The sequence below is a fragment of the Bacillus sp. JJ1503 genome, from assembly GCF_036965125.1.
Taxonomy (GTDB): domain Bacteria; phylum Bacillota; class Bacilli; order Bacillales; family Cytobacillaceae; genus Cytobacillus.
Map to the genome: position 1 here is coordinate 1 of NZ_JBALOZ010000337.1, position 3,626 is coordinate 3,626.

Sequence of the window (3,626 nt, forward strand, 5' to 3'; positions counted from 1 at the left end):
CCCATTAATTCAATCGTATCCGGAGATGGACCAATAAATGAGATTCCCGCCTTATGTACAGCCTTTGCGAAATCCGCATTTTCCGATAAAAAGCCATAGCCAGGATGAATGGCATCTACTCCTTCCTTTTTCGCGATTTCCAGTATCGTATCCATTTTTAAATACGATTGATTCACCGGTGCTTCTCCAATACTAAATGCATGTGCAGCCTTTTTGACGAAAGGCATTTCCTTGTCGGCATCGGAATAAACAGCGACAGTTTCAATGCCCATTAAATGACAGGTTTTGATAATACGTAAAGCAATTTCTCCTCTATTTGCAATTAATATTTTCCTCACTAATGGCACTCCCCTTTCTTCCTCGATGTCTAACAAGAAGCTGATCTAAAGTCCATTGAAAGGTTAAATAATCCATGTAGTATACTTCTACAACCTTCCGTGTTTTCCTCCTTTACGTGTAAACGGTTCGATGAGAATAATCGCTAGTCATTTCCATATAAAGATTAAATGTCAGATTGATTACAATTTCCTGATTATTGTTATATAATATTATTAATAGAAGAAAGCGCCTACATTATTTAGATAAAAAAATCCTACTTATAACTATAGGATTAAAAGGGAGGAATATTCATGGAATACACGGTTGAAAAATTGGTTATTAATTATAAAACACTTGAAGAGTTTAAAAAATTTAAAGAATATGGCTTACAAGAGCTTTCTATGCTTGAAGATCTGGAAGCAAATATAATTGAGAACGATAGTAAGTCACCGTTTTACGGAATTTATTTTGGGGATAAGTTAGTTGCAAGAATGAGCCTTTATCAAGTTGAAAAAAACTTTGACAGATATTTCGAACCTGCTCAAGATTACTTAGAATTATNNAACTGCACTTGTTGAATATTCGAAAAGTTTAGGTCTGCCAATTAAGACAAATCCAAGAGTAAAGTCAGCTGAGTTTTGGCAAAAGATGGGCTTTTCTTCTGTTCATTATGACATGGAAAGAGATCGTGGAGAAAACCCTCTAGTATGGTTTCCAGAAGGGGTTAAAGAGCAGACTCATTAATTAGGGATGCTTAAAGCTCCAATGACCTTGACAGTGAAATAGAATATGCAAAACGGACATATGTACGAAGCGGACAAAAATTGTCCGCTTTTATTTTTTCAGATTAAATTTTTTGCTGACTATCTTCATTTTTGATTGCAACCATTTTTCTTGCTCTTTCCATAATTTCAATTAATGACTTGTATTCCTTTTCAATTGAGTTTAATTCTTTGATTAAACGTTCGTTTTCTGATGCAAGATAATACAGCTGCTTTTCAAGCTGTTGAATTCTTGCTTCATTTGTTTTAATATCTTCACTTTGTGAACTGGACTCTTCAGCTTTGTGATAAAGGTTTTTTAAGTAGCTGATCAAATCTTCAAATTCCAACGGTTTTTCATTTCCATGTGAATTTTCTGCAAGAACTTCAAGATTATCCGCTACATGGTCATTTTCTTGTAACTTTTCTGCCTCTTCAGCTTGAGGGTTGTGTTTTCTTTCCTTCCGCTGTTTTTTGGCTAGCTCAATACCAGATTTATATTGTTTTCTTACAAATGAATTCCAGCGAAATCCGCAAGCTGCTGCTGTCCTTGATAGTTTTTTCCCTACTTTTTCAAAAGCCTGAAGCTGTGTACCACCTTCTCTAATATGGCGAAGCACCAATTCAGCAAGAAGTAAATCTTCATCGTGAGTCCAAGCATCTTGTCGAGTTGAAGACATCAGAATATCCCTCCTAGTGTTTTTTATTTATACATATGCTTATGCTAGAAAAGATAGACTGATATCCTAAATGATTATCTATAAAGAATGTAGAAAAACCTTATTTTTTCTCCAAAAACTTGGCTACTTGCTGATGATGTGCGTCACTCTCCCATAATTTCGCACATCTCCTTACCTCTTCCTTCACTCTCTCTTGAAGCCCGGACTCATTCCATTTATTAATAAACATTGTTTTATAGGCTTTTAACACATCTGACTCTAAACAAAGTATATTTTTTAAGTGTTTTCGGGCGCTTTCTAGAATATCCCCCTCGACAATAGATTGAACAAACCCTAGTTCTTTTAATTGTTCTGCTTCATAAGTGTGAGCTTCCATTAGCATTTTCATCGCATTCGCAGGCAAAAGTCTTTCAGATAGAAAGGTTCCGCCTCCCCAGCCAGTAGTAATAGCCAAAGAACCTTGGATAAATCCAGCCTTAACATGCTTACTTGCAATACGAAAATCACAGGCTGAAGCTAGCTCACAGCCTCCTCCAACGGCAGTTCCGTTCAGCAGGGCAATTGTAGGCTTTGGCAACAGCAAAAGCTTGACTAGTAAATCGGACATTCTACTAAGCATCACATAGGCTTCCTCCTCTGTTCTTAAACGATGGAAATCGGATAAATCCCCACCAGAACAAAACGCCTTTCCCCCTTGACCTGTTATTGCCAGAACCTTAATATCATCTTCATTAGCTAGAGACAGGGCTTCTTCTAAACCGTCCATAATTTCATAACTGATTGCATTTCTTTTATCTGGTCTGTTAATCGTAAACACTAATAATCCATCTGCATGCTTTTCCAATATGTATGAGTCCATGAGATCCCCCATCAGCATTTATATTGTTCTTTCTCCTTCTAATAGTAGCTCAAAACGATAAAAGCACAAGAACATTATGTTCTTGTGCTTTTATCTGATTGGAAATTAGTTGTTAACAACTTCTTTTCCTTTGTATGTTCCGCAAGCCTTACATACGCGGTGAGCAAGTTTCATTTCACCACAGTTTGGGCATTCTACCATACCAGGTACCTGTAATTTAAAATGGGTACGACGTTTTCTTTTCGCAGTTTTAGAAGTTCTTCTAAAAGGTACAGCCATTAGTCCCACCTCCTTAAAGAGATTTAGAGAGTGTAGTTTTCCTCCAATTATGAATCGGAAGAAGGATCACTATGATCAAAAAAATGAGCAAGTCCAGCAAGACGAGGATCTATTTTATCCTTTTTATCTTGCTCCTGAATGACCTCCCAATCCTTTCCAGACTGAGGAGCTCCTTCTTCACTGCTATCTTCGCAGAATACTTGCATTGGAACCTCGAGTAACAGGATCTCATGAATGACCGGCATTAGGTCAATCACATCACCTATTACTTGGTGAACTTCCTCATCGGTTTCATAATCTAAACCTTTTAAGAGAAAAGTTTCAGTTGTTTCTACATTAATTGGATAGCTTACGTCAACTAACGTACGAGAACAAGGAAGAATTATTTTCCCTTCCATTTTTAAATGGAAGGATACCTTTGCAGAATCAATATCCGCTCGGCCAGTGACCCTCATCGGTGATGCATCTCTAATTGTCGGATCAATGTTTTTAATCTCGTCAACTTCAACTAATTCATCAATGAGCAATTCCTTGCTTCGATATTTTTGTAACTGACTTAATGTCCATTTCATATAAATCACCCCAAGGCAACAAAGGTAATTATAGCTTTCAAATAATTATTTGTCAATAAAAAATCTTTACAGTATAATGTGTTCATTATCAGATTATTTAAACCCTTTGTCCTTTCTGCTTTTTTATTATCCTTCACCTCCCCACTCTCTTTTAAAC

General features: G+C 36.6%; 5 protein-coding genes and 1 pseudogene. 1 reads left to right on the forward strand and 5 read right to left on the reverse strand.

The window, feature by feature from the left end:
* A partial coding sequence (locus tag V7149_RS21885; RefSeq protein ID WP_335347706.1) for a biotin carboxylase N-terminal domain-containing protein occupies positions 1-338 on the reverse strand: 338 nt, incomplete at its 3' end.
* A 291-nt stretch (positions 339-629) separates the two neighbouring features.
* Between V7149_RS21885 and V7149_RS21890 the strand changes: the two are divergent.
* Positions 630-1,062 (forward strand): annotated as a pseudogene (locus tag V7149_RS21890) (N-acetyltransferase).
* 103 nt (positions 1,063-1,165) lie between these two features.
* On the opposite strand, the gene V7149_RS21895 reads toward V7149_RS21890, so the two are convergent.
* The 4 genes from V7149_RS21895 to V7149_RS21910 all read right to left on the reverse strand — a co-directional run bounded on the left by V7149_RS21895 (position 1,166) and on the right by V7149_RS21910 (position 3,469).
* Positions 1,166-1,759: an RsfA family transcriptional regulator gene (locus V7149_RS21895; RefSeq protein WP_335347707.1), complete on the reverse strand. Its 594-nt coding sequence runs from the start codon at positions 1,757-1,759 to the stop codon at positions 1,166-1,168.
* A gap of 100 nt (positions 1,760-1,859) precedes the next feature.
* Complete coding sequence (locus V7149_RS21900; protein ID WP_335347708.1) at positions 1,860-2,618, reverse strand: enoyl-CoA hydratase/isomerase family protein; 759 nt, start codon at positions 2,616-2,618, stop codon at positions 1,860-1,862.
* A 105-nt stretch (positions 2,619-2,723) separates the two neighbouring features.
* Positions 2,724-2,897 (reverse strand): 50S ribosomal protein L32, encoded by a 174-nt coding sequence (gene rpmF / locus V7149_RS21905; protein ID WP_003348855.1) that lies wholly within the window; start codon positions 2,895-2,897, stop codon positions 2,724-2,726.
* A 47-nt stretch (positions 2,898-2,944) separates the two neighbouring features.
* Positions 2,945-3,469, reverse strand: coding sequence for a YceD family protein (locus V7149_RS21910; protein WP_335347709.1), 525 nt, complete (start codon positions 3,467-3,469; stop codon positions 2,945-2,947).
* Positions 3,470-3,626: the final 157 nt, after the last annotated feature.

Coding starts and splice junctions, on each gene's coding strand:
- V7149_RS21895 (WP_335347707.1), bottom strand. CDS start 1,759: ATGTCTTCAACTCGACAAGATGCTTGGACTCACGATGAAGATTTACTT.
- V7149_RS21910 (WP_335347709.1), bottom strand. CDS start 3,469: ATGAAATGGACATTAAGTCAGTTACAAAAATATCGAAGCAAGGAATTG.
- V7149_RS21900 (WP_335347708.1), bottom strand. CDS start 2,618: ATGGACTCATACATATTGGAAAAGCATGCAGATGGATTATTAGTGTTT.
- rpmF (WP_003348855.1), bottom strand. CDS start 2,897: ATGGCTGTACCTTTTAGAAGAACTTCTAAAACTGCGAAAAGAAAACGT.